The organism is Mesorhizobium sp. M1428, assembly GCF_040317515.1.
GTDB lineage: Bacteria > Pseudomonadota > Alphaproteobacteria > Rhizobiales > Rhizobiaceae > Mesorhizobium.
The window spans coordinates 157,572-181,163 of sequence record NZ_JAMYKT010000010.1; the positions used below are offsets into that span (position 1 = coordinate 157,572).

Below are 23,592 nucleotides of genomic sequence, written 5' to 3' on the forward strand. Positions count from 1 at the left end.
GACCTAATCCAGCCGGTGCATCAGATCGTCGTCCAGCCAGCGGGCGAAGAAATACACCAGTTGCTTGTGCCACCACGGCCAGTCATGGGCGACATCGCCGCCCCAATAGTCGACCCAGGCCGGGATCGACTTGTCACGCAGGATCTGTTCCAGCGCCTGCGTATCGGCCAGCATCCGTTCCTCCCAGGCACCTTGCCCGCAGCAGAAGATCAGCCGCAGCGCCTTCAGCCTGACAAGCAGCCCCGGATCGACGATACCCGGCAGGTAGTCGAGCGGCGAGTTGAAGAAAATCTGTCCGTCGAGCGCGCTGCCGAAGAAATCGTGGGTCGAGTAGACCCCCGACAGCGCGATGACCCCGCTGGCCAGTTCCGGAAAGCGGAAGACGAAATTCGACGAATGATAGCCGCCCATCGAGCAGCCGCAAAATAGCGGCTTCAGCGTACGCCCGCCATTGGCCTCGGCTGCGACAGACAGGAGTTCCGGCAGCGCCTCCTCGCGCACATAGCGGAAATACGCTTCATGCCGGGCGATGCGATGGGCCGGCTCGGCGTGGCGGTCGAAGAAGGATTCCGCATCGATGCCGTCCAGCGTGAACAGCTGGATGCGACCGGTGTCGACGAACTCGGCGAGAGCCGAGACGGCGCCGGAATCCTCGAACTGGTAGAACCGCCCTTGCGAAGTCGGGAACACAACCACGGGTCGGCCGGCATGGCCGTAGCGCTTGTATTCCATGTCGCGGCCGAGGTTGCGGCCAAAACCCTTGTGGTAGGAAACGTCCATCGCCTCACGCCTTTTCCGCATGGATGTAGTCGACCGCCCGGCGCAGCGCCTTCGGGTCCGTGGAGCGCAGCTGATAGGCGTAGTTTCCCATGGCGCGGCTGAAAACCTCCTCGATGGCGTGATGATGGACGATCATGTCGCCATGGGCGGCTAGCACGTCGGCATGGCTGTGCACATAGTTGAGGTGCCGCTTGCGGCTGGCATAGGCGGTGAAATACTTGCCCCTGTAAGGGCCGCCGGCGGCGTCCTTGACCACCATGTCGGCCCAGGCGGCATAGACATCGATATCGAAGGTGTAATTGATGGCATCGGTCATCCAGGCGCCAGGCGGCCGCATGTTGACCTCCAGCGCGATGACCCGGTCGTCCCTGGTTTCGAACAGCTCGATGTGGAAGAACCGCTCGCGCACGTCGAACGCCTTGAGGATTTTCCTGCCGGCCTCCTCGACCGCCGGGCTGATCTCGGGAAAACAGACATAGCTCATATGGCGGTCGCGGTTGACCACCTCCATGACGCTCTGGTCGTAGCGGTGGCTGGCGGCCAGCACCACCTCGCCGTCGCGGTTGACCAGCCCGTCATAGGTCACCACCAGCCCTTCGATGAATTGCTCCATGACGAAGCTGACGCCTTCCGGCTTGTCCCTGAAGAACCTGTCGAGTTCGCCGGCATTGGAGATTTTGAAGGTGTTCGAGGCGCCGGAGCCGGAATCCGGCTTCACCACCACGGGATAGCCGACGCGGCGGATGAAGGTCATGGCGCCGGCGCGGTCGGAGCATTTGCGTTGCGCGATGGTTTCGACGCCGCTCTTGCGGAAGAACGCCCGCATGCGGCTCTTGCGTTTCAAATTCTTCACGAAGTCGAGCTTGGTGCCGAAGATGTTGAAGTCGGTGCGGATATTGGCTTCCAGCTCCAGCCAATGCTCGTTGAGCGATTCGAACCGGTCGACGCGGCCCCATTTGTGGATGAAATGGCCGATCGCACGGAACACCGGCTCGTACTCCTCCATGTCGTCGATGCGGTAATATTCCGAAAGGGCTGCCTTCAATTTGCCGTCCAGCGCATCGAACGGCGCGTCGCCAATGCCAAGCACAGTGGCGCCGGCCTTCTTCAGCCGGTCGCAGAAATCGGCGCCGTTGGCTGGAAAATGCGGCGAGAAGAACACGAAGTTCATGACGATCCCTCCCGGCGGCGAGCCATCGCACCCCCGCCGACAATCGACTCTGGCGCATTTGCCGGGCTCGGGGAAGAGCAACTGGATCAGGTGAGCGGTTGGGTCCGCGAAAGGTGACGCCAAACCGTGAAATAAAAAACCCGCCTCGACGGCGGGTCGTTGGAGCCAATTAGCACCATACCGAGATTAGTAGCATAGCTGCCGGCACAAAGCAAGAACAAAGTTGCCCAGCCCTCAACTTTGAATGTTGGCGAAAACCAAGGCGACATCCAATCTCCCCCCTTGCGGGGGAGATGTCCGGCAGGACAGAGGGGGGTGTGTAGGATCGCCAGCGTCCGGCTTAGGAAGCCCTACGAGCCGGAAAATCCAAAGGGCGTGGCTACGGTGAGCTGACAGGTCGGCGGGACAGCACCCCCCTCTGGCCTGCCGGCCATCTCCCCCGCAAGGGGGGAGATCGGCGGTTTCGCCGCCGGTGCCTACTCCGAATATGCTCCCACTTGCCTCGCTTTGCCCGCTCCTGTATGAAATCCGCCATGAGCCCGCGAGCCACCTCTTTTGCGTCCCGTCCGACCGGCATTGCCGGCCAGACCGTTCGCGCGCTTGCCTCCACCCTGCTGCTTCTCGGCCTTATCGGCGATCGCCGGGTTCGCTGAAGGAGCGCCCGGCGGTCGAATTCGCCGCTCACGCGCACGCTCCTTGGCCAGTTACAAAATTGGCACGTCACATCAAGCGAACGAAATTCTGGTAAAGGCGCCGCTCGCCACCAATCCGCCTGAAGCCGGATCCGCGAGCCGCCGGGAGAAAAGACGATGAACGCACGAGAAGATATCCGTCTGAATGTACAGGAAATCAGCAAGCCTGCGGGAAAGGGCATGCCGGACGCCGCCCGCAAATACCAGCCCTATCCGACCGTCCGCCTTGCCGATCGCACCTGGCCCTCGAAAGTGATCGACAAGGCGCCGATCTGGTGCTCGGTCGACCTGCGCGACGGCAACCAGGCGCTGATCGATCCGATGGGTCAGGAACGCAAGGCGCGCATGTTCGCCCTGCTGCTCGACATGGGCTTCAAGGAGATCGAGATCGGCTTCCCGTCGGCCTCGCAGACCGACTTCGATTTCGCCCGCTGGTGCATCGAACAGGGCAACGTGCCCGCCGATGTCTCGCTGCAGGTGCTGGTGCAGTGCCGGCCGGAACTGATCACCCGCACTTTCGAGGCGCTGAAGGGCGCCACCAACCCGATCGTCCATTTCTACAACTCGACCAGCGAGCTGCAGCGCCGCGTCGTGTTTGAGAAGGACGTCGCCGGTATCAAGCGCATCGCCACCGATGCGGCCAAGATGATCACCGACATGGCGGCAAATGCCGGCGGCGGCTACCGTTTCGAATATTCGCCGGAGAGCTTTACCGGCACCGAGCTCGAAGTGGCGCTGGAGATCTGCAACGCCGTCACCGAGATCGTCAGGCCGACAGCGGAAAACAAGCTGATCATCAACCTGCCCTCTACGGTCGAGATGTCGACGCCCAACATCTATGCCGACCGCATCGAATGGATGTGCCGCAATCTCGACAACCGCGAGAACCTGTTGATCTCGCTGCACCCGCACAATGACCGCGGCACCGGCATCGCCACCACCGAGCTCGGCCTGATGGCGGGCGCCGACCGCGTCGAAGGCACGCTGTTCGGCAATGGCGAGCGCACCGGCAATGTCGACATCGTCACGCTGGCGCTCAACATGTACACGCAAGGCGTCGATCCCGGGCTCGACTGCTCCGACATCAACCGCATGAAGGACGTCTACGAATACTCCAACCAGCTGAAGATCCCCGAGCGCCATCCCTATGTCGGCGAGCTCGTCTACACCGCCTTTTCCGGCTCGCACCAGGACGCCATCAACAAGGGCATGAAGGCGCTACGCAAGGCCAATACGCCGCACTGGGAGGTGCCCTACCTGCCGATCGACCCGGCCGATGTCGGCCGCAGCTACGAAGCCATCATCCGCATCAACTCGCAGTCCGGCAAGGGCGGCATCGCCTATGTGCTGCACGCGGATTACGGCCTCAACCTGCCGCGCAACCTGCAGATCGAGTTCAGCCAGGCCATTCAGGCGATCACCGACGCCGAAGGCAAGGAGGTGCCGGCCAGGCGCATCTACGAGCGCTTTCTCGACACCTACGTCGACCAGCCCGGCGCGCGGCTGAAATTCCTCGACCACCACACCTACCCCGACACCGAGGTCAAGGGCCGGCGCGTGGTTGAAGCGGTGATCCTCGACAAAGGCAAGGAGGTGACCATATCAGGCACCGGCACCGGCCCGATCGACGGCTTCCTCGATGCGCTGTCGCGCCATGTCGGGGTGCCGATGTCGGTGCTCGATTATTCCGAGCATTCCATGCAGCGCGGCTCGAATGCCTCGGCCATTTCCTATGTCGAGATGGAACATCCGGGCGGCAAGCTGTTCGGCGCCGGCATCAACACCAACATCGTCGCCGCCTCGCTCGAAGCCGTGGTTTCGGCCGCCAACCGCATCGTCGGCCGAAAGGGCGGCTAGCCGGGACTGCCAGGCTCGCGCCATCAGCCCACCGGATATTTATCCGGTGGGTACGCTATCGCACCATAAGCAGATGCTTGTATGGCGGCGCCAGCGCTATATGATCGTACCTCAACCTGTGCCGAATTCGAAGGGATCGACACTTGCAGCATACCACGCCTGCCGCCCCCGCAGTGCGCGAAACGTTGGAGCGATTGCTTGCCAGCGAAACGTTCGGACGATCCGAGCGCGCGCGCAAGCTGCTCCGCTACCTGGTCGAGCGCGAGCAGGCAGGCGAAGCCGATAGGCTCAAGGGCTTCTCCATAGCGATGGACGTCTTCGGCAAGGACGGCGATTTCGACCCGTCGACCGATGCGGTGGTGCGGGTGCAGGCCGGCAGGCTGCGCGACCTGCTACAGCAGTATTTCGCCAACGAGGGCGTTGCCGAACCGGTCCGCATCGCTATTCCGCGCGGCGGCTATGTTCCATCCTACGAACTCAACGCCATTCGCTTGCCGGCGGAGGCCGAGGCAGAGGGCAAGCCGCAGCCGGCGACAGAGGAGGCGGCGGCGACGGCCCCGCCCGGATCGCCACAGGATGCCCGCAACCGGGCACATCCGGCTGCATTGCTGAGCGTTCCAGCCGTGGCCCCTGCTGCACCTTCGCTGCAGCGCCATTTGCAGTTCTTCTGGCTGGCGATCGCGCTGGTCATCCTCATGCTGGGTGTGCTGATCCTTCGCCAGGGCAGCGTGGTATTGCTGACCGGCGGCGACACGGCGGTCGAGACCGCGGTGGCGACCGGCAGCATAGCAGCGCCTCCGGTTGAAACCCTCCCCCAGGTCTACATCGCCATCAAGGCCGACAGCGACGTGGCTCGCCGTGTCGCTGCATCGCTGCGCGCCGGCCTCAGCGGCTTCGATACCATCAATTTCATCGGCCGTGATGCCGACAGCCCGCCCGATCCAGTGACCGACGCCGCCAGCTTCGTATTCGACGTCCTGCCCGGGCCGCGCAGCGGCGACATCATGCTCGAGCTGCAAAGCGTGGCGACCGGCCGCGTGCTGCTGTCACGCAACCTGACCGCCGGCGACAGCGCGAACACCGCCATCGAGGACCAGATCTCCGGCATTTTGAGCTCGGCTCTTCCCGCCTCGGGCACGATCTACAACTACATCGAGCAGAGCGGCATCCAGACCGGGCTGACGGCGTGTCTGGTGCTCAACGGCAAATATTATCTCGACCAGAATGCCCAGACGCACGAAGCCGCCTACCGCTGCCTCGAAGATCTTGCCAACCGGGAGGCGAAGTCGTCGCTCGTCTATTCGGAACTCGCGTCCTTGCATCTCGAAGCGGTCACCGACCACTATCCCTACCCCGCCGACGCGACGATCGACAAAGCGATGACGTTTGCCCATCGCGCCATCCAGATGGGCCCGACCAGCCCCTACGCGCACCGCGCCCTTGGTTATCTCAATTCGCGCATGGGCGATTCCGCGGAATCGATCCGCTGGATGCGCAAGGCCTATGAGCTCAATCCCTACGATCTCGCAATGGCCGCCGCCTATGGCTACGGGCTGGTTTTCGCCGGCAGGTACAGCGAGGGCACCCCGATCCTTGCTCACGCCGTGGATATCGCCAGCGCCCATCCGACATGGTGGGATTACGGGCTGTTCGCCGGAGAATTCATGATGGGCGACATGAACAAGGCCACGCTTGCCAGCGACGGCTTGCGAACGACGGAAATGAAATCGCATTATCTGGCGGCGCGGCTGATCGGCGCCAAGGCTGCCGGCCGCGAGAAGCTGGTGAGCAGGCTGCTGCAGGAACTGACCACCAAATTCCCGAAATTCGCAGCCGATCCGCGCGCAACCTTCGTCGAGCGAAGATATCCCGCCGATCTGACCAACCGGCTGGTGGAGGCCCTGCGCGCCGCCGGCCTTGGCGGCGCCAGCTGACGTCTCCCGGCGCGTGAACGACATCAGCTTATCGCGAAAATTTTACTGGCCATCCGCACGGCCAAAGCGCAATTCAGACTTCATTGAACCGGCCCGGCTGATCCCCACATAAGACTGATCTCCGCATAAGACTGATCCCCCGTAAAGATTGATCCTCGCGTAAGACCGCCCCCGGCATCCTGATTGATCCCGGCACCAAGCCATAAAGTTTGCATGACCCCATCCCTTTACGCTGCCGAACGGGGCACCGGCCCGACAACGATTGCCTTCCTGCATGGCTTCGGTGGCTGCCACGACGACTGGCGCGACGTGGCCGCCTCCCTGGCGCCCGGCGCGCGGACCCTGGCCTATGATCTGCCGGGTCACGGGCTGTCGCTCGATTTTTTCCGGAGGCGGTCCGGCCAGGATCGCCGCTAGTGCCGTCCTTGCCGATCTTTCCGCTCGCGGGATCCAGCGGGCCCATGTCGTCGGCCATTCGATGGGCGGCGCCGTGGCCGTCTTGATGGCATTGAGCGAGCCGGAAAAGATGGCTTCGCTGGCGCTGCTGGCGCCCGGCGGTTTCGGTCCTGAAATCAATGGTCCGCTGCTGCGTCGCTACGCCGCCGCTGCCGGCACGGATGAAATCCACGCCTGTCTTGCCGCCATGTCGGGACCGCAAAGCCGGCCTTCGCAGCATAGGATCGATCTCGTCAACGAGATGCGGCAGCGTCCCGGCCAGTTACGGACACTTGTCGAGCTCGCAGCTGCCATGACCAGGGATGATCGGCAAGGCGTCATCCCGAACGAGCGGCTTGAAACGCTGAATATGCCAATCATGGTGGTTTGGGGAACCGACGACGCAATGCTGCCCGTCAGCCAGGCGGACGGCGTGCCGAAGCATTTTCATCTGCACCACGTGCTGGAAGCCGGCCATATGCTGGTCGAGGAAGCGCCCGGCCTGGTCGTCGAGGCCGTCCGTCGTAATATGCGCCGCCGCAGCAGGCGACTTCGTTCAGGATTCGCCGCTGCGGCGAGCTGATCGGTCCTCGCACAGGCGCGGCGGCGGCGCTGGTGCTCATCCAGCGAACCCTTGCCCGCCCATCGATCTCGCAAGTGCATTTTGCCGGCGGTTGTGTTAATTCGGTGTTAACCAAACCCGCGAGGCAACGCCGATGAAGGACGCAGGCGAGAACATCACCCAGATCGATCAGTCGCGAAAACTGTCCGATGCCATTCGCGACGTCAAGAACGCCTTCGCCGACCGCGACGACGTCGTCGTCGACATGCGCGAAGCGCATCGCATGCGGCTGGATATGCTTGCCGCCGAACTCGCGCCGGTCTTTAGCGACGTGCCCACCGACATGGACAGTTTCGACTTCGCCGTCTCGTCCGGCCTGCAGCCACGGCTGTGGATCGACGCCGTCAGCCATGTCGCCATGGGACGCGACCGCCGCACCTACCGCTTTCTCAAGGATACGCGCATCGGCCGCGTCGTGCTCGCCGAATCGACCGACATGAAGGTCGTTGCCGACCAGGTGACGCGCTATGTCGCCGAGCGAGTCGTCGAACGCCAGAGAATGATGGAAGGCGGCATCGAGCAGGCCGTCGCCGGCCTGAAACGCGCCCTGGTGGCGGAGGCCGAGCCGCCGCTGCGGATCGCTGCGCACGCCAACGGCTGGTCGGCGTTCTTCTCGGGCCTCGGCCTGATCGCCGCCGGCGCCCTGGTCGGCCTGGCGATTTCGCTCGTGCTGTTCTGGGACCGCATCGTCGCGATGAAAATCAGTTTCTAAAGCTCTTTGTTTTGACGCAATTCCGGACGGAAAACCGTTTCACACTTTTCCTGGAATTGCTCTAGCCATCGACGCCTCGGCCTCGACGCCAAGCTCCAGCGTCTGCAGGTCGCTGGGCGGCAATGCCGGCCCGGTCAGGCCGCGGCGCGTCAGCCTGATCCGCCAATTGTCCTTTTCACCGTCGATGTCGAGCAGATTGTATTGCGCCGGTGCATGCGAACTGCCGGGGGCCTGCCCGGCGGCAGCGACCCCGACCACCGGGATTTTTGTCTTGCGGGCGCCGATGAAGAACAGCGACGGCACATGCGAATGGCCGTGCAGCACAAGCTCGGCGCCGTGCCGGTGAAGAACCTTGTGGAAGCGCGAGATGCCGAACAGGCGTTTGTTCTGCGAAACGGCACCGCGCAACGGCGGGTGGTGGATCATGATCACCCGGAACAGGCCGCGCTTGCCCGTGGCGTCGAGCATGTCGCGCAGCCGTTCCGCCTGGCCTTCGAGAAAGAAGCCGTTGGCCATGAAGGGAGCCGTGGCGCGCGCCGTCGAGACGCCGATCAACGCAACATCGCCGCGTACCCGCAGATAGGGAAAAGTGTTGCGGTCGACCGGCGTACTGACGCCGTCGCCGGTCATCCACGCCGCCCACGACCGGCAGGTCTTGTCGAAGGCGCCCGGCACATAGGCATCATGGTTTCCCGGCACCACCGATACGTCGTTGGGTGAGCCCAGCGTCTCCAGCCAGTGCTTGGCCATCTCGATCTCACCGTCGAGCGCCAGATTGACCAGGTCGCCGGTGATGGCGAGATGGTCCGGCCCGCTGGCCTTCATGTCGGCGACGATGGTGTCGATGACGGCGTCGTGCATGTGGCGACGGCGGTTGCGCTGCCAGTTGACGTAACCGACCACGCGCTTGGAGGCGAGATCGCGATAGGTTACATCGGGAAGCGGCCCCAGATGGACATCGGAAATATGCGCGAGCCTGAACATCTTTTCTTCATAGGCGAGGCGCGCCTCGCTTTCCACTCACGGTTTCGCGGACGATGACGGCGCCGGATCCGGAGCAAGCCCTGCGCCAGACCGGATGGCCAGGCGTCAGAGCACGGCTGTTTCACCTGTACTTCGTGCTGCGGCGGCCGATGACGCTCGGCGTGCGCGGCTTGATCCACGACCGCGCCTCCAATTCCGTCTTCCTCATCCGCCACACTTATGTTCCTGGCTGGCACCTGCCCGGCGGTGGCGTCGAGTTGGGCGAGACGATGATCGAAGCGCTGACACGCGAAGTCTTCGAGGAAGGCAACATCGCGCTGACTGGACCGCCGGTGCTGAAATCGCTGCATTTCAACCGCCGCGCCAGCCGCCGCGACCATGTCGGCCTCTATCTGGTCGAGGAGTTCAACCAGACAGCACCGAAACTGCCCGATCGCGAGATCGCCGAAGCCGGCTTCTTCCCGCTCGACCGCTTGCCGGAAGGCACGACACCAGCGACTTTGCGGCGGATTGCCGAAGTTTTTGAGGGGAATTCGGTATCGCCTTACTGGTAGACCACCTATCCAACAGCCTTGCTGCTTCGATTCAGGATGACAGCATCCATTGCTCTCCAAGACAGGTATAACTAATCGGTTGGGAAAAATGGAACATAAACAAAAACGATAGATTTAGAATTGTACTATATATCTTACTTTTTACTGGAATTTATGTAATAATATTGTTTTCAACAGGATTAGTGTTGACGATGATGCTTGGGGTAGATCCATCCAGGTTAGAAAGAATTGGAAGAGGCATCCAATTCGTAATACAATTTGTCGCGGCCTTCGGGACATATTTCTTTTTTTTAAAGCGACATGCCCGCCTTTTTACTCGCGCTGAATTCTGGAAAATGGTCGGCTTCTCAACCCTGATAGAAATGGCTTTGGGAATGGCTCTGATTCTGCTGTCGGGATCATTACGCGCAATCCCGCTCCAGATGTCAGTCCAGACCGTCATGATCGGCGGCATCGTGGCGTTCCTGGCAACGTCGCTCGGCTACTCCAATCGATTTGGAAATACCATATTGAAAGCTGAACTCGTTAGAAGGGCAAAGATGGACTCCGAAACCTTCCGCTAGGTCGCCGGTCTCACGCAGCCTTCCTGAATCGCGCCCGATCATGCGGCGCGGAATAGTCGAGCTCTGGCCCGACCGGCACGATGCACGTCGGATTGATCGTCTCGTGGCTGCGGTAATAATGCGACTTGATGTGGTGCAAATTCACCGTGCCGGCGACGCCCGGCATCTGGTAGAGATCGCGCAGGTAATTCGACAGGTTCGGATAGTCGGCGATGCGGCGCAGATTGCACTTGAAATGGCCGACATAGACCGGGTCGAAGCGGACCAGTGTCGTGAACAGCCGCCAATCCGCCTCGGTGATGCGGCCGCCGACGAGATAGCGCTGCTTTGACAGACGGTCCTCCAGCATGTCGAGCGCCGAAAACAATTCACCGAATGCCTCCTCGTAGGCTGCCTGCGTGGTGGCGAAGCCGGCACGGTAAACGCCATTGTTGACCGCGGGATAAACCAGCGCATTGATCGCATCGATCTCGCCGCGCAGCGGTTGCGGATAAAAATCGAGCTTGGCATCGCCCCATTCGTCGAAGGCCGAATTGAGCATGCGGATGATCTCGGAGGATTCGTTGGAAACGATGGTTTGCTCGCGTTTGTCCCACAGCACGGGAACGGTGACCCGGCCCGAATAGCCGGGATCGGCCCTGGTGTAGATCTGGTGCAGGAAATCGAGGCCGTAGAGCGTGTCGCCCGTGGCGCCGTCCTCGGCCAAGAACGTCCAGCCGTCGGCGCCCATGAAATGATGGACGACCGAGATGGAAATCAGGTCCTCGAGTTTTTTGAGCACGCGAAAGATCAGCGTCCGATGCGCCCACGGGCAGGCGAGCGAGACATAGAGGTGGTAGCGGCCGGGCTCGGCTTTGAAACCGCGTTTTCGCCCATCAGCCGGCGTGCCATCGCGGGTCACCCAGTCGCGCCACTGCGACTGCGCCCGCACGAACTTGCCGCCGCTCTCCCCGGTATCGTACCAGTGGTCCTGCCATTGGCCTTCGACTAGCAATCCCATGCAATATCCTTTCGCGTTGCTGCTTGATGTAGGGCACCAAGCGGCGCCGTGGAAATCCCCGACGCTGAACAGATCGTCAACGGCTGCGTCGTCGAGTGCGTGCCGGGTGCGCCTGCCGATTGCGGCGGCTGAAAATTGGTGCTAGCGGACAATCCGCATGTTCGACTTTGCCGTGATCCGGTTCGACCGACGACGAAAGAGCGCCCGCGCTTGATGAAGCGCTGACTGGCGAACGCTGCCGCTTGCAGCAAACCTTTCCTCGTATACCGGAACGCAAAGACCATGAGCCTTGCCGACGTGAAATACCTGCCGGAAACTCCGGCGCATGATCCTGAAATCGAAGCCATCAACGACGAGGCCTTCGGGCCGGGCCGTTTCGTGCTTGCCGCCTACAAGATCCGCCAAGGTGGCCCGCACGAACGCGCTTTGTCCTTCGTGGCCGTCGATGGCGCAATCGTCGTCGCCTCGGTACGGATGACGCGCATCGCCGCCGGTGCCGGCCGCGCGCTGATGCTCGGGCCGCTCGCTGTGCGGCCGGCCTTCAAAAATCTCGGCATCGGCCGCCGGCTGGTGGCAATCGCGCTGGAAGCCGCTGCCAAGGCTGGCGCACTGGCCGTGATGCTGGTCGGCGACGAACCCTACTACGGCCCGCTCGGCTTCAGGAGGCTGCCGCGCGGGCAGATCTCCATGCCGCGTCCGGTCGACCCCGACCGGCTTTTGGCGCACGAGATCGTGCCGGGCGCGGTGGCGAGGCTGGCGGGCGAGGTTTGCCATGCCGACCAGGCAAGGATTGCCGCGCACATCGCCGCGATGGCGTGACCATGCCAGTGCTGTCGCACGGTGGCTTGGCGGCATAGTCTGGGTACGGAGGAGGACGTCGAGATGAACCCGAACGGCCAGATTGCGATCGTCACCGGTGGCGGCTCCGGCCTTGGCGAGGCGACGGCGCGCGCTCTTGCCGCCGGCGGCGCCAGGGTTGCCGTCCTCGATCTTGGTATCGAGCGCGCGGCCAAGGTGGCTGCCGACATCGGCGGCATCGCCGTCCGATGTGATGTGAGCGACGCCGAGAGCGGTGCCGCCGCAGTTGCGGAAGTGGCAGAGACGCTCGGCGCACCGCGCATCCTGGTCAATTGCGCCGGCATCGTTATCGGCATGAGGACGATCGGCAAGGACGGATCTCATCCGCTCGATCAATACCGCAAGGTGATCGAGGTCAATCTGATCGGCACCTTCAACATGATCCGCCTGGTCGCCGACCGGACCGCCAGGCTCGAACCGCTGCAGGGCGGCGAGCGCGGCGTCATCGTCAACACGGCATCGGTCGCGGCCTATGACGGCCAGATCGGCCAGGCGGCCTATTCCGCGTCCAAGGCCGGCGTCGTCGGCATGACGCTGCCGGTGGCGCGCGATCTCGCCCGCTCCGGCATTCGCGTCTGCACCATCGCGCCCGGCATCTTCAGGACGCCGATGATGGCCGGCATGCCGCAGGAGGTGCAGGATTCGCTCGGCGCCGCTGTGCCCTTCCCTTCCCGTTTGGGCGAGCCTTCGGAATATGCCGCACTTGCCTTGCACATCATCGAGAACCAGATGCTCAACGGCGAGACCATTCGCCTCGACGGCGCCATCCGCATGGCGCCGAAATGAAAGCGACGGTGATGCCTTGGACGAACCCAGGAAAGACGTGATCCGCGCGACCGACGCCGAGGCGATCAGGCTGGCAAAGACGCTGATCCGCAGCGCCCGTTTCGGCGCGCTGGGGGTGCTCGAGCCAGGAACCGGTTCGCCGCTGGCCAGCCGGGTCGGCGTCGCCACCGACATCGACGGCACGCCATTGATCCTGGTGTCGATGCTGTCCGCCCATACCGGCGCCATCCTTGCCGACCCGCGCTGCTCGTTGCTCGTCGGCGAACCCGGCAGGGGCGATCCGCTGGCGCATCCGCGATTGACGCTCGTCTGCCGCGCCGTGCGGCTCGAACGCGGATCGAACGAACACGCCTGCGCCGAGCGGCGCTACCTCAACCGCAATCCCAAGGCAAAACTCTATGCCGGGCTCGGCGACTTCTCGATCTTCCGGCTCGAACCGGAGCGCGCTAGCCTGAACGGCGGCTTCGGCAAGGCCTATCTGCTCGACCGCACCGATCTGGTCGCGACGGGAGCGATCGTCGACGAGCTTGCCGCCGGCGAGCAATCGGCACTCGACCACATGAACGCCGACCATCTCGATGCGATTGCCCTCTACGCAAGTCATTTCGGCGGGGCCGAGAGTGACGGCTGGATCGTCACCGGGTTCGACGCCGACGGGATGGATCTCGTATCGGGCGACAATGTCTGTCGGGTTTTCTTCCCCGAGCCGCTGAGAACGGAACGCGACCTCAAGCCTGTCCTGGTCGACATGGCAAAGGCTGCCCGATCGGCAAATTAATCACAGCCGCACAGTTAATCGGCTTGCATGGAAAGCAAGCCTTGAGATTTGAGCGAAATGTTCTACCTTTGCGAGTGACGCTGAATCGCTGGCGTGCATCTATAGGGAAAGTCTATGGAATTCGACGCTATTGCCCCCATAGCGGCGGATGAGCAAGAACGTATGGGGGATCTATGGTCTCGAACAAGCTAGTCGCCAACGCCGGAACCGCGGCTGCGTTTCTGACGCTGATGGGCAACGAAAAACGTTTGTTGATCATGAGCTATCTGGCCGAGGGCGAGATGTCGGTCGGCGCCATAGCCGAGAAGGTGTCGCTCAGCCAATCCGCCCTGTCACAGCATCTGGCCAAGCTCAGGGCTTCCGACCTTGTCGAGACCCGCCGCGATCGGCAAATGATCTATTATTCCTGCAAATCCGAAGCGGTGCGCGAATTGCTGCACATGCTGGACGGCATTTTCGGCGAAGGTGAACTGTCGCAGATGGCTCACCGGCTGCGTCGCGCCGGGACCTGAGCGGCCGGGCGGAGAACGCCCTGCCAAATCCGCATTGCTGTCAAGTCAGCCTTGCTACTGGACGCGCTCGTCGGCGGCCTGCGCAATCTCGTCCTTGAACTCGACCTTGGTGCCTGGCCGCACCATGGAGGCAAGGTCTTCGGCATCCCAATTGGTCAAGCGGATGCAGCCATGCGAAAAGGTCGTGCCGATCTTGCCCGGTTCCGGCGTGCCGTGGATGCCGTAGCTTTCTATAGAGAGATCGATCCAGACCGATCCTACGGGATTGTTCGGCCCGGCAGCGATGGTGAAGGGCCGCTTGGTCTTGACCCCCTTGAAAGCGAAGTCCGGATCGTAGTGGTAGGTAGGCTTGTGCACCACGCGCCTGACCTCTGCCGTGCCGCTTGGCGCCGGCTTCTCCTCGCTCCCAATCGAGGCGGGGTAGACCGCCAGCCATTTGCCGGCACGGTCGAGCACACGCACCAGGCGAGCGCCCTTGTCGACCTCGATGGCGGCAACGCCGGCGGGAGGATCGCCCCTACCGACATCAGGCACCACCAAGGTCCTGCCTGGTTTCCTGAGGCTAGTGCCCGGATTGAGCATTCGCAGCAATTGTTCGCTGACGTGGAAGCGCTCGGCCAACCTCTCCACCGCATTGCGGTAGCCGAGCCGCCGCAAGCGGGCCATCCTCTCCAAGCGAGCCGGAATACGCCTGGTGAAAGGTCCGCGCACATCCTTGCGCATCACCTCATAGGTCACCAGCACCGGCTTGGCAGAGGTTGCGATGAGTTTGCTCCAGGTCAGTGGACTGAGCTTGCCGTCGGGCGGAAGTCCGTTTGCCGCCTGAAACGCAGCAACGGCCTTGGCGAAGTTCTGAGAAAGGCGGCCGTCGATCAGGCCCGGCGAGAAGCGGGCGCGATCCAGAAGGATCTGCGCCTTCAGCAGCGTCGGATCGACACCCTTCGGTTCACCGACAGTGTATCGGGCCTGATTGACGGTGGCCGGATCGAGCTTGGCCGTGCGAGCCACGCCGCATGCAAGGGCAAGCGTGGCGGCGAAGACGAGGAGGAGCCTGATCATCGATGTCCTCCCAGGACCGCAGCAGGAGCCCGCTTCTATGACGCGGCATGGCCCTGTGTGGTTCCTTCGCCCGATCGAAAATTCTACATTGAACGGCTTGGCCGAAGAGCCGCGCCGCGGGAATCAAATATCGCCGTGCAGCCAGGAGGCCAGGCAGGGCGTCCGGGCCCAGCGTCCAGTGATTGGATTTGACCGTTAGAACGGCGTGCATCCATTTGGACGCTGAGATACGGTCAGAGCTTCGGATCCGCCATCATGCCTTCCGAAACCGAATCCCGATTCGCGGCCGACGCCAGGGTCCGCCGAGGAAGCCATGAATCCGATCCGCATAGACGATCCGCACGATCCCCGCGTCGCCGCCTATCTCGACATCCGGGAGCGAGATCTTGCCGGCCGGCAAGGCCGTTTCGTCGCCGAAGGCAAGGTGGTGCTCGACATACTGCTTGCCGCCCGGCGCTTCGAGGCAGAATCGGTGCTGGTACTCGAAAACCGGCTGGCTGGCCTCGATGACGTTCTGCGCAAAGCGCCTGCCGGGCTTCCGATCTATGTCGCATCCGGCGAAATCATCGACAGGATCGCCGGATTCCACATGCATCGCGGCATATTGGCGATCGGCCGCAAAGGTCCGGCCATCTCCGCTGAGGCCTTGCTCGGCGCATTGCCCGCCCGCGCGCTGATCGTGGTGCTGGTCGGCATCGCCAATCATGACAATATGGGCTCGATCTTCCGCAATGCCGCCGCCTTTGGCGCGGATGCCGTGCTTCTCGATCCGACCTGCTGCGATCCGCTGTACCGCAAGGCAATCCGCGTCTCGGTGGGCGCGGCCTTGAAAGTCCCCTTCGCCTGCTTTGCCGACGCCGCCGGCTGCATCGCAATGCTCGACCGGCAAGGCTTCAGCCAATTCGCCTTGTCGCCGCGCGGGCAGATCGACATTCGCGATGCCAAGAGAAACGAGCGGCTGGCGCTCTATCTCGGCACCGAGGGCGAAGGCCTGCCGGAAAGCCTGCTTGCCCGCCTGCAGACGCTGCGGATCGGTATGGCGCAAGGCTTCGACAGCCTGAACGTCGCCGCCGCGTCAGCCGTCGCGCTGCATCATTTTTCCGGAGCGTAAATTTAGAGCCGTCGGGGCCTGCTCTTGGATCTGCGGAATCTCAGTCGGTCGAAGCGGCCTTCTGCAGCGCCCGCACCCGATCGGCAAGGCTGCGTCCGCCGCTCCCCGGCCGCGTATCCTCAGGCGCTGCAAGCGCCCGGGCGATCGGCGAATCCGGCCCGTCGAGCTTTGCCGTCAAGGCCACGACTTGCGCCGCCAGATCATTCATCTCTTCGCGCAATGCGGCGCTGGCGCTGCCGGTATCGTCTCCGGCCTGTGATTTCGACGTTTCGACGGCAGCAAGATCCGTCTTCAGCCGCCTGTTCTCGCGTGCCAGCGACGTCAGCCTGGCCTCCAGCCGCTCGCGGTCGGCATCGAGCTTGGCGGTTGTCTTTTCGATGTCGCCGTTGGCGGCCACATTGACCTGACTGCCTGGCACGCCGGCAAGACCCACCGCAGGCGCCCTTTCACCGCCTTTCGGCTTTTCGCGAAGGCGCACCAGTTCCTTCTCGCGGCGCTCCAGCCTGTCCTCGCGATCGGCCAGCGTGGCGAGCAGGCGTTCGACCTTCTTTTCCAGGTCGCCAGTTCTTTTCTTCTCGGCCTTCAGCGCGTCCCGCAAAGCCTTGCTTTCGGCTGCCAATTCCTGGCTGCGCCTGTCCGCCTCCTTGCGCTGGCCGCGCAGCAGCGAAATGTCGCTTGCCAGCTTCTGCAGCTCGGATTCGCGCGCCACCAGCTCGATCTGCCGGCTGCTGGATGAAAAACTGGCGTCGTCATACATGTGCTCCAGTTTCCGCAGTTCGAGCCCGCGCTTTTCGAGCGCACGCTCGGTCTCCGCAAGCCGCTCCGACAGCTGCTGCAGCTGCTCATCGCGCTTGCGAAGCTCCTCGCCCTTGGTTGTAAGATCGGCGACGACCCGGTTCTTGTCCTGCCGCTCGGCCACCAATTCCTTCAGGGCTTCGCGGTCGCGGCCGATCTCGACCAGCTGCTCGGCGGCCTTCTCGCGCAATGATTTGACGGTCATTTCAAGCCGGCGCACCGAAACCGCGAACTCGGCGCGAATGCGATCCTTGTCCGCCTGGATCTCGGCAAGCGTCAACGGCATCGAGCCCTCGACGCGCTTGCGCGTCAGCGCCACCGCCCGCCGCCACACGGCCGGAGCAATCATCAGCGCCAGAAAGCCCGCGCAGAGAAAGCCGAGGACAAAGAACAGGATCGACTGGACCAAGATGACTATCCGTTGTGCATGGCAACCGCCAAAGGTCGACTTTGCCATCTTCGCATGACGGAAATCCGGCGCCACGGCAAGAGTATGCCGCGGCAAAGCTCGGACCGTGGGATCACAGCTCCAATCGCAGTGGCGCGATCATGCAGGTCAGAACGGATTCCAGGTCGCGCGCTGGGTGAGCTTGAGGTAGCCGAGATTGACGCCGAGACGGGCGCCGACGCCGGTACGGATCGGCACGAGCAGCACATTGTTGTTCTTCAGCACATTGAAGCCGACGCCGGCGATGACATAGGCGGAGCCGGCGACGCCGCCAAAACGATTATAGAGGCTGCTCACATCGTCGAGATTGTAGACCAGCATCATGACGCGCGAACCCTCGCCGCCGAAATCCCAGCCGAGCGACGGGCCTTGCCAGAACACTTTGTGGTCGCCGGCATTCTTGGTGTAGAGCGTGCCTTCGCCATAGGTCAGGCCACCGATCAGCGCCCCGGACCCCTCTTCGCCGAGCAGATAGCCGTTCGGCAGGCCATAGGTGGCGAAAATCTTCTCGACGACGGTGGCGAGCCCGCCCGATGTCGCGCCGAAGAATTTATGACCGGAATCAACGATCTCCTGGGCGGTGTATTCCTGCGCCCGCGCGGCCGATGCCGAAAAGGCGACAAGGCCGATGAGCGCGATCGTCATTGAGATGACACGGAAAAAAGTCCGGTCGTAGAATCGGGAAACCATGCTTCCAATCTCCGTCAGGGAGCACTTTCGCCGACGCCTCGCACCCGTACGGCTCTTTGGCGGCCGTTAAGGATGACTGTTAGGGGCAAACTATGCCGTAATCCTTTTTCAACCATTAAACTCCCACATGAAGATGGCGGTTCGAAGGCTGTTTTCGCATCGCCCGCGCAGCACCCGGCTGCGTGAACACGCCATTTTCGACAACCATGATTTTGGATTTGTTGCTGCACGCACAAGCGCTGTGTATTCAGAATGCTTGGGAGAGAGCGTGATTCGTGTGGACAGGCGTGATCATGATCGCCCGGTCATTGTGTTGTGAAATTTGCAGGGATTTTTGCCGATGGCCGAGCTTTTCACCCTTTCCGCACCCGACCTGGCAGCGCTGCTGTGCAGCCGGGTCTGCCACGACATCATTTCGCCGGTCGGCGCCATAAACAACGGGCTTGAGCTGCTCGACGAAGGCGGCGCCGACGAAGACGCCATGAAGCTGATCCGCCAAAGCGCCAAGAACGCTTCCGCCCGCCTGCAATTCGCCCGCATCGCCTTCGGCGCCGCCGGTTCCGCCGGCATGCTGATCGACACCGGGGACGCCGAGGCCGTGGCCTTCGCCTTCCTGAAGAACGAGAAGCCGGAACTGATCTGGAACGGGACCCGCGCGCTGTTGCCCAAGAACAAGGTCAAGCTGCTGCTCAATCTCATCCTCGTCGCCAACGCCGCCATTCCGCGCGGCGGCAGGCTGGTGGTCACGCTGGAGAACCTCGAGACCGAGCCGCGCTTTGCGCTCGCGGCGAGCGGCCCGATGCTGCGCGTGCCGCCCAAATTCCTGGAATTGCATTCCGGCCACAGGCCGGAAGAGCCGATCGACGCGCATTCGGTGCAGCCCTATTACACCCTGCTCCTGGCCCGCGAAGCCAACATGACGATATCGATCCATGCAACCGCCGACGAGATCGTCCTTTCTGCAGCCTGAAGTTCTCCGGAAGAGCGGGGAAAGTATTTTATCCAAGTCATATTTGCGGCGCTGTCTCAATACCTGTGAGATGGGTTTGCAGTTTTGATCGCATGAAGCATTGCGAAAGAAGATCCCGCTAAAAAAACTTCAGGAAAATTTTACCTAACGGCTTTTCGGCTTCTTTACCAGATCGGCCTATGGTCCCCGGCAGATGCCACGACGCTGCCGGTTCGCCGCATGGCAAAGAGGGTCCGGGAATGAAACGCTGCATGTTCGTCGACAATTCGAGCGTCATCAGGAAGGTTGCAAGGCGTATCCTGGGCGGTTCCGGCATGATGGTAATCGAAGCCGCCAGCGGCCATGAGGCGATCGAGATGTGCGCGGTCGACATGCCTGATATCATCGTCGTCGACGGCGCCTTGCCGGACATGCAGGCGCAGGACCTCATCCGCCGCGTGCGCGCCATGGAAAGCCCGGTGTTGCCGCAAGTCTTGATTTCGCTGGTCGAGGTCGACGTCGGGGCGATCATGCGGGCAAAGCGCGCCGGCGCCCAGGGCTACCTGCTGAAGCCGTTCAACCGGCCGCAATTGCTCGAGTGCTTCCGCGCCTTGAAGATTGCCGCCTGATCAGAGCCTGTTCCATTCCGATGAAAATCGGATGAGCTCTATCTTGTTGTTTTGCCAGGATCTTTCCGAAAACCGGGCGCCCACTTTTTGAGATCACACCCCTGGTTCAGGCGCTGATCCGGATATCTTCAGGCTCACGCAGCACATAGCCGCGGCCCCAGACGGTCTCGATGTAATTCTGCCCGCCCGACGCTGCGTCGAGCTTCTTGCGCAGCTTGCAGATGAAGACGTCGATGATCTTCAGCTCCGGCTCATCCATGCCGCCATAGAGATGGTTGAGGAACATTTCCTTGGTCAGCGTGGTGCCTTTGCGCAGCGAGAGCAGTTCCAGCATCTGATATTCCTTGCCGGTCAGATGCACGCGCTGGCCACCGACTTCAACGGTCTTGGCATCGAGATTGACCACCAGGTCGCCGGTGGTGATGACCGACTGGGCATGGCCCTTGGAACGCCGCACGATGGCATGGATGCGGGCGACCAGTTCGTCCTTGTGGAAGGGCTTGGTCATGTAGTCGTCGGCGCCGAAGCCGAGGCCGCGCACCTTGTCCTCGATACCGGCCATGCCGGAGAGGATGAGGATCGGCGTCTTCACCTTGGAAAGGCGAAGTGTTCTCAAAACTTCATAGCCCGACATGTCGGGGAGATTGAGGTCGAGGAGAATGATGTCGTAATCGTAAAGCTTGCCTAGATCGACACCCTCTTCACCAAGGTCGGTCGTATAGACATTGAAACTTTCCGATTTCAGCATCAGCTCGATGCTTTGTGCGGTTGCACTGTCGTCTTCTATCAGCAGAACGCGCATTTCATTCCCCTTTTCTGCTGCCGGACCATTTCACGACCCGTCCAGGACCGGAGCAGTGATTGCCTGAGCAGAGGCTGCCATCGAATGGTTAATAAAACCTAATTCCCGTCCGTGACGGTATCAGATTTTTTAACCCCTTTCTACACCTTGCTGAATCCAATAACGAATCACAGACCCAAACCGTTAATGCGGCACATTAATAAGCCAGACTAAGTGACTCTTCGGACTCGTTGGCCGGGTTTCGCGACGAGAAGCAGAATTTTTACCCGCCCTTAAGTCCTGAGCCGTATGATTAACAATGCCCGTAAACGAATGGTTACCGCCGGCAAAAAACTTTAGGAGTTTGTTTCCCATAGTTCGGGGAAAGGCGGTGGAAACGGGTCAAGCCTGGGCCTTGCCGGGTGAATTGGACGATATGTGCAGGTGTGCGTTTCCGGGAGTACCGAATCATGAAGTCACGTGAAAACCTCGTTCGGCTGAAGCAATTTCAGGTGAGCGAGAAGCGGCGGCAGCTGCTGCAGCTCGACATGATGATCGCCGAATTCGAGCGCATGGCCGTCGAGCTGGAACTTCAGATCGCTGCCGAAGAGAAGAAGGCCGGCATCACCGACATCAATCACTTTGCCTATCCGACCTTCGCCAAGGCGGCACGCCTGCGCCGCGACAACCTTAGAAATTCGCAAAGCGACCTCGCCCAGCAGCGAAATGTCGCCGAGTCATTGCTGAGCGAAGCCGAAGCCGAACTTTCCAAGGCGGAGATGCTCGAATCGCGCGACACCAAGGCGCGCGACACGGAAGCCGGCGGCCGCAGCGCCATGATCGGCTGAAAACAAGGCTTTAATGCCCGCTGCGCCATTGCTGGGCACCGAACGGTGCCGCCTCAGACACCCAGGTCTTCTTGCTGTTCCGCCGCCCGTGCGCGCGCATTTTTGATGTCGGGCACATGCTGCTCCGACCAGGCTCTGATCTGATTGAGCAGTCCTGCCAGGTTCTGGCCAAGTTCGGTCAGCTCATATTCGACCCGCGGCGGAATGACCGGGAAAACCTCGCGCCGGACCAGGCCGTCGCGTTCCAGGATACGCAGCGTCTGCGTCAGCATTTTCGGCGTGATGCCTTCGAGCTTGCGCGCCAATTCGCCGTTGCGGAGCCGGCCCCGGCGCAGCGCACAGACCACCAGGTAGACCCATTTGCTGGCGAGCGTCTCAAGCACGGCGTGCGACGGGCACGTCCGTCGGAACGCGTCATAGCCAGAAGGGAAACAATCGTCGCTATCCATAAGGTGCGTATATATCATAAAGGTACATACTAGACAAGAGAAAGTAACTATCCAAATGATAGTGGCATATCAAACCAGCAGGAGAGTCTCCCGTGCGTGCCATTATCCAGAATTCCTTCGGCGGACCCGACGTCCTCGTCATCGCCGATCGCCCCGCGCCATCACCCGAGGCCGGCGAAGTGCTTGTCCGCATCGAGGCGGCCGGCATCAACCCGGTCGACGGCGCGGTGCGCGGCGGCCACTATCCGCTGCTTGGCGAGCCGCCTTTTGTCCTTGGCTGGGATGTTTCGGGAATTGTCGATGCGCTGGGCTCCGGCGTCTCCGGCCTCAAGGTCGGCGATGCCGTCTTCGGCATGACGCGCTTTCCCAAACAGGGGGCAGCCTACGCCGAACTCGCCGCAGTCCCGGCTGATGAGCTTGCGCCGAAACCTGAAGGCATAGATCACGCGCAAGCCGCCGCGCTGCCGCTGGCCGGCCTGACGGCCTGGCAAGGCCTTGTCCGCCATGGCCGGCTCGACCCTGGCAAGCGCGTGCTGATCCACGCCGCAGCCGGCGGCGTCGGCCATCTGGCGGTGCAGATCGCCAAGGCGCGCGGCGCTCACGTCGTCGCAACCGCCAGCCCGGAAAAGCTCGATTTCGTCCGCTCGCTCGGCGCCAACGAGGTGATCGACTACACAAGGGATGATTTCACCGGGAAGGCCCGCGACATCGATCTGGTTCTGGACCCGTTCGGCGGCGAGCATGCGGAGCAATCGCTGGAAGTGCTCAAGGCCGGCGGCGTTCTGGTGTCGCTGCTCGATGTCAGCGATGCCACCAAGGCAAAGGCCAGGACGCGAGGCATCCGCGTCGAGCGCATGTCCGTAGTGCCCGACCGTGCCGCTCTGGTGGAACTCGGCAAATTGATCGACGCAAAAAAGCTGGCCGTCCACGTGGCAAAGGCGTTTCCGCTCGAACAGGCCGGTGCCGCCCATGCCTTTCTCGCCACCAGGCCGATCGGCAAGGTGGTGCTGACGGTCTGAAATCGCAGATCGTCGCCCCTCGCAAACGTAAGGGCGCGGATCAGCGCCCTTACCGATCTAATGCCGGTATTGCTGAATGCGCGTGGTGCGCAGGCCGGCAAGGCCATATTCGTCGATCGACGCCTGCCAGGACAGGAATTCCTCGGTGGTGAGCTTGTAGCGCTGGCACGCCTCTTCGAGGCTCAAAAGCCCGCCACGCACCGCCGCCACAACTTCCGCCTTGCGCCGGATAACCCAGCGACGTGTGTTTGTCGGCGGCAGATCGGCGATGGTAAGTGGGCTGCCGTCTGGCCCGATAACATATTTGACTCGCGGTCTAATTAGATCGGTCATCGTACTCTCTACAAAAAACTCAAAGACCCAATCCCCACCACATTACCGCCACAGCTTTAAAATTTGCCTAAGCAGACCCTAATGGTTAGGTAAGGATCATGAACGCGGCGTTAGCCTTTTCATCGGCATTTGAAACATCTGCCGGCAAGCGCGTTGAACCCGGCAGGAAAAATGAGCCGCCCCGGCAAAGCTGGCGCAGCCGAGACGCTTGACCTATATTCCGGCCATTGGCATTGAAGCGCC

Annotated in this window: 24 protein-coding genes and 1 pseudogene; 15 read left to right on the forward strand and 10 right to left on the reverse strand. The window is 62.0% G+C overall.

Features of this window, described 5'->3' with window-relative positions:
- Positions 1-3 precede the first annotated feature (3 nt).
- Together NKG60_RS16605 and NKG60_RS16610 are read right to left on the reverse strand one after the other, a co-directional pair.
- Positions 4-780: an esterase family protein gene (locus tag NKG60_RS16605; RefSeq protein WP_352620494.1), complete on the reverse strand. Its 777-nt coding sequence runs from the start codon at positions 778-780 to the stop codon at positions 4-6.
- Between the two features lie 4 nt (positions 781-784).
- Positions 785-1,951 (reverse strand): ATP-grasp domain-containing protein, encoded by a 1,167-nt coding sequence (locus tag NKG60_RS16610; protein WP_352664575.1) that lies wholly within the window; start codon positions 1,949-1,951, stop codon positions 785-787.
- 872 nt (positions 1,952-2,823) lie between these two features.
- Here NKG60_RS16610 and leuA point away from each other — a divergent pair.
- The 4 genes and pseudogenes from leuA (at position 2,824) to NKG60_RS16630 (ending at position 8,203) form a co-directional block, all read left to right on the forward strand.
- The gene (gene leuA, locus NKG60_RS16615) at positions 2,824-4,500 is read left to right on the forward strand and encodes a 2-isopropylmalate synthase (protein WP_502912312.1); all 1,677 of its coding nucleotides are present in this window, start codon (positions 2,824-2,826) and stop codon (positions 4,498-4,500) included.
- 143 nt (positions 4,501-4,643) lie between these two features.
- Complete coding sequence (locus tag NKG60_RS16620; RefSeq protein WP_352664571.1) at positions 4,644-6,434, forward strand: tetratricopeptide repeat protein; 1,791 nt, start codon at positions 4,644-4,646, stop codon at positions 6,432-6,434.
- Positions 6,435-6,647: 213 nt separating this feature from the next.
- A pseudogene (locus NKG60_RS16625) lies at positions 6,648-7,452 on the forward strand (alpha/beta fold hydrolase).
- A gap of 133 nt (positions 7,453-7,585) precedes the next feature.
- Positions 7,586-8,203: a hypothetical protein gene (locus NKG60_RS16630; RefSeq protein ID WP_352664569.1), complete on the forward strand. Its 618-nt coding sequence runs from the start codon at positions 7,586-7,588 to the stop codon at positions 8,201-8,203.
- Positions 8,204-8,242: 39 nt separating this feature from the next.
- On the opposite strand, the gene NKG60_RS16635 is transcribed toward NKG60_RS16630, so the two are convergent.
- Positions 8,243-9,187, reverse strand: coding sequence for a metallophosphoesterase family protein (locus NKG60_RS16635; RefSeq protein WP_352664768.1), 945 nt, complete (start codon positions 9,185-9,187; stop codon positions 8,243-8,245).
- 53 nt (positions 9,188-9,240) lie between these two features.
- On the opposite strand from NKG60_RS16635, the gene NKG60_RS16640 reads away from it, so the two are divergent.
- Positions 9,241-9,741: an NUDIX domain-containing protein gene (locus NKG60_RS16640; protein ID WP_352664567.1), complete on the forward strand. Its 501-nt coding sequence runs from the start codon at positions 9,241-9,243 to the stop codon at positions 9,739-9,741.
- A 131-nt stretch (positions 9,742-9,872) separates the two neighbouring features.
- Positions 9,873-10,304, forward strand: a complete 432-nt coding sequence (locus NKG60_RS16645) for an ABZJ_00895 family protein (protein WP_352975192.1) — start codon at positions 9,873-9,875, stop codon at positions 10,302-10,304.
- Between the two features lie 10 nt (positions 10,305-10,314).
- On the opposite strand, the gene NKG60_RS16650 is transcribed toward NKG60_RS16645, so the two are convergent.
- Positions 10,315-11,304, reverse strand: coding sequence for a glutathione S-transferase family protein (locus tag NKG60_RS16650; RefSeq protein ID WP_352664565.1), 990 nt, complete (start codon positions 11,302-11,304; stop codon positions 10,315-10,317).
- A gap of 282 nt (positions 11,305-11,586) precedes the next feature.
- On the opposite strand from NKG60_RS16650, the gene NKG60_RS16655 reads away from it, so the two are divergent.
- The 4 genes from NKG60_RS16655 to NKG60_RS16670 all read left to right on the forward strand — a co-directional run bounded on the left by NKG60_RS16655 (position 11,587) and on the right by NKG60_RS16670 (position 14,238).
- Positions 11,587-12,123: a GNAT family N-acetyltransferase gene (locus NKG60_RS16655; RefSeq protein WP_352664563.1), complete on the forward strand. Its 537-nt coding sequence runs from the start codon at positions 11,587-11,589 to the stop codon at positions 12,121-12,123.
- A 63-nt stretch (positions 12,124-12,186) separates the two neighbouring features.
- Positions 12,187-12,948, forward strand: coding sequence for an SDR family NAD(P)-dependent oxidoreductase (locus NKG60_RS16660; protein ID WP_352664561.1), 762 nt, complete (start codon positions 12,187-12,189; stop codon positions 12,946-12,948).
- A gap of 37 nt (positions 12,949-12,985) precedes the next feature.
- Positions 12,986-13,726 carry a HugZ family pyridoxamine 5'-phosphate oxidase gene (locus NKG60_RS16665; RefSeq protein ID WP_502912307.1) on the forward strand — a complete coding sequence of 247 codons (741 nt, stop codon included), beginning with the start codon at positions 12,986-12,988 and terminating at the stop codon, positions 13,724-13,726.
- A gap of 173 nt (positions 13,727-13,899) precedes the next feature.
- Positions 13,900-14,238 carry an ArsR/SmtB family transcription factor gene (locus NKG60_RS16670; protein WP_292663671.1) on the forward strand — a complete coding sequence of 113 codons (339 nt, stop codon included), beginning with the start codon at positions 13,900-13,902 and terminating at the stop codon, positions 14,236-14,238.
- Between the two features lie 54 nt (positions 14,239-14,292).
- Here the strand turns inward: NKG60_RS16670 and NKG60_RS16675 are convergent, their stop codons facing one another.
- The gene (locus tag NKG60_RS16675; protein ID WP_352664557.1) at positions 14,293-15,297 is read right to left on the reverse strand and encodes a L,D-transpeptidase; all 1,005 of its coding nucleotides are present in this window, start codon (positions 15,295-15,297) and stop codon (positions 14,293-14,295) included.
- 313 nt (positions 15,298-15,610) lie between these two features.
- Between NKG60_RS16675 and NKG60_RS16680 the strand changes: the two genes are divergently transcribed.
- On the forward strand, positions 15,611-16,408 hold the full coding sequence (locus tag NKG60_RS16680) for a TrmH family RNA methyltransferase (RefSeq protein ID WP_352664555.1): 798 nt from the start codon (positions 15,611-15,613) through the stop codon (positions 16,406-16,408).
- 40 nt (positions 16,409-16,448) lie between these two features.
- On the opposite strand, the gene NKG60_RS16685 is transcribed toward NKG60_RS16680, so the two are convergent.
- Positions 16,449-17,612, reverse strand: a complete 1,164-nt coding sequence (locus NKG60_RS16685; protein ID WP_352664553.1) for a coiled-coil domain-containing protein — start codon at positions 17,610-17,612, stop codon at positions 16,449-16,451.
- Positions 17,613-17,759: 147 nt separating this feature from the next.
- Positions 17,760-18,341, reverse strand: a complete 582-nt coding sequence (locus tag NKG60_RS16690) for a DUF1134 domain-containing protein (RefSeq protein WP_352664551.1) — start codon at positions 18,339-18,341, stop codon at positions 17,760-17,762.
- 340 nt (positions 18,342-18,681) lie between these two features.
- On the opposite strand from NKG60_RS16690, the gene chpT reads away from it, so the two are divergent.
- Both chpT and NKG60_RS16700 read left to right on the forward strand, forming a co-directional pair.
- Positions 18,682-19,311: a histidine phosphotransferase ChpT gene (gene chpT, locus NKG60_RS16695; RefSeq protein ID WP_292659970.1), complete on the forward strand. Its 630-nt coding sequence runs from the start codon at positions 18,682-18,684 to the stop codon at positions 19,309-19,311.
- A gap of 239 nt (positions 19,312-19,550) precedes the next feature.
- Positions 19,551-19,919: a response regulator gene (locus NKG60_RS16700; RefSeq protein WP_292659972.1), complete on the forward strand. Its 369-nt coding sequence runs from the start codon at positions 19,551-19,553 to the stop codon at positions 19,917-19,919.
- Between the two features lie 106 nt (positions 19,920-20,025).
- Here NKG60_RS16700 and ctrA read toward each other — a convergent pair whose 3' ends face one another.
- Positions 20,026-20,721: a response regulator transcription factor CtrA gene (ctrA, locus tag NKG60_RS16705; protein ID WP_352975151.1), complete on the reverse strand. Its 696-nt coding sequence runs from the start codon at positions 20,719-20,721 to the stop codon at positions 20,026-20,028.
- 449 nt (positions 20,722-21,170) lie between these two features.
- Between ctrA and NKG60_RS16710 the strand changes: the two genes are divergently transcribed.
- The gene (locus NKG60_RS16710) at positions 21,171-21,548 is read left to right on the forward strand and encodes a flagellar export protein FliJ (RefSeq protein ID WP_023719275.1); all 378 of its coding nucleotides are present in this window, start codon (positions 21,171-21,173) and stop codon (positions 21,546-21,548) included.
- A gap of 53 nt (positions 21,549-21,601) precedes the next feature.
- On the opposite strand, the gene NKG60_RS16715 is transcribed toward NKG60_RS16710, so the two are convergent.
- Positions 21,602-22,015 (reverse strand): winged helix-turn-helix transcriptional regulator, encoded by a 414-nt coding sequence (locus tag NKG60_RS16715; protein ID WP_502912308.1) that lies wholly within the window; start codon positions 22,013-22,015, stop codon positions 21,602-21,604.
- Between the two features lie 74 nt (positions 22,016-22,089).
- On the opposite strand from NKG60_RS16715, the gene NKG60_RS16720 reads away from it, so the two are divergent.
- Positions 22,090-23,016, forward strand: coding sequence for an NADP-dependent oxidoreductase (locus NKG60_RS16720; protein WP_352863442.1), 927 nt, complete (start codon positions 22,090-22,092; stop codon positions 23,014-23,016).
- A gap of 57 nt (positions 23,017-23,073) precedes the next feature.
- Here NKG60_RS16720 and sciP read toward each other — a convergent pair whose 3' ends face one another.
- Positions 23,074-23,349 carry a CtrA inhibitor SciP gene (gene sciP, locus NKG60_RS16725; RefSeq protein WP_023679563.1) on the reverse strand — a complete coding sequence of 92 codons (276 nt, stop codon included), beginning with the start codon at positions 23,347-23,349 and terminating at the stop codon, positions 23,074-23,076.
- Positions 23,350-23,592 lie beyond the last annotated feature (243 nt).